The organism is Haloferax sp. s1, from assembly GCF_058382125.1.
Genome location: NZ_JBZRPK010000154.1, coordinates 1 through 1,465, shown reverse-complemented (window position 1 = coordinate 1,465; position 1,465 = coordinate 1). Strand labels below are relative to the sequence as shown.

The following is a 1,465-nucleotide window of genomic DNA, read 5'->3' as shown; positions in this document are numbered from 1 at the left end:
CCCGAAGCCGTCATGAAGTACGACGCGCCGGAGAAGCTTTCCAACGAGGACCCCCTCGAGCTCGCCGTCGACGTGCTCATCCCCGCGGCCATCGGCAACGTGCTGACCGCCGAAAACGCCGACGACGTGCAGGCGAATCTCATCGTCGAGGGTGCCAACGGTCCGACGACCTCCGCAGCGGGCGAAATCTTCGAAGAACGCGACATTCCGGTCGTCCCCGACATCCTCGCCAACGCCGGCGGTGTCACCGTGAGCTACTTCGAGTGGCTGCAGGACCTCAACCACCGCTCGTGGTCGCTCGACCGCGTCCACGAGGAACTGGAGACCGAGATGCTCAGCGCGTGGGACGCCGTCCGCGAGCAGGTCGAAGAGTACGACGTGACGTGGCGCGACGCCGCGTACATGGTCGCGCTCAAGCGCGTTGCGGCCGCCCACGAGCACCGCGGCCTCTGGCCCTGAAACGGCCGTTGACGCCGTAACCGACGGCGAATCAACTCCCCGCTGACGAATCGTTTTTGTTCAGACAACTGAACGGTATCATTCTTGGCAGCGCCGAACGATACTCCACTCACTATGCCACGACGAAGCGTCCTGTTTTCACCTGGCGACCGACCAGAACTGATGCGAAAAGCACCCGAAGCGGGGGCGGACGTGCTGGTGTTCGACCTCGAAGACGCCGTTGCTCCCGAGCGAAAAGACGAGGCGCGAGAAGCTGTCACCGACGTCCTCTCGGACCCCGACTTCGACCCCGACGCCGAAGTGACGGTTCGAGTGAATCCGGGTGAGACCGGTCTCGACGATATTGCCGCCGTGTGCGACCGCCACCCGCCGGACGCGCTTGTCGTCCCAAAAGCGACGAGCTCGAAGGACGTGACACGCGTCGCCAGCGCTGCCCGGGAAGTCGGTGCCGACTGTCCTGTCATCGCCATCATCGAGAGCGCTGCGGGCGTCCTCGCCGCCCCCGACGTGGCCGCTGCCGCCGACACTACCGCCGTCATCTTCGGGGCGGAAGACTTCGCGGCCGACGTAGATGCGACCCGTACCGACGCCGGAACAGAGGTTCTCTACGCCCGCGAGCGCGTCGTCGTCGCGGCCGCCACCGCAGAGGTCGACGCCATCGACACGCTCCACGTCGATTATCAGGACGATGCGGGACTCCGTGAAGCGGCCCAATTCGGCCGGGAACTAGGTTACGACGGGAAGCTGGCGATTCACCCCGCACAGGTCCCCATCATCAACGAAGCGTTCTCACCCGACTCCGAGGACGTGGGATGGGCGAAGAAGGTCCTTCGCGCCCGGGACGAGGCGGCGGCCGACGGTCGCGGCGTCTTCGGCGTCGACGGCGAGATGATAGACGCACCGCTGGTCAAGCAAGCCGAAAATATCCTCGACCGCGCCGACGAATCGTACTAACTCGCCGCCCGGCGTTTAATGACACCTATTACCAATGGGCACAGATATTATC

At 64.7% G+C, this 1,465-nt stretch carries 1 protein-coding gene and 1 pseudogene; both read left to right on the top strand.

The annotated features are described in order from the left end of the window. Positions 1-459 (top strand): annotated as a pseudogene (locus QT222_RS01180) (Glu/Leu/Phe/Val dehydrogenase); the annotation flags it as partial. Between the two features lie 114 nt (positions 460-573). Continuing rightward, positions 574-1,413, top strand: a complete 840-nt coding sequence (locus QT222_RS01175; protein WP_491476034.1) for an HpcH/HpaI aldolase/citrate lyase family protein — start codon at positions 574-576, stop codon at positions 1,411-1,413. Positions 1,414-1,465: the final 52 nt, after the last annotated feature.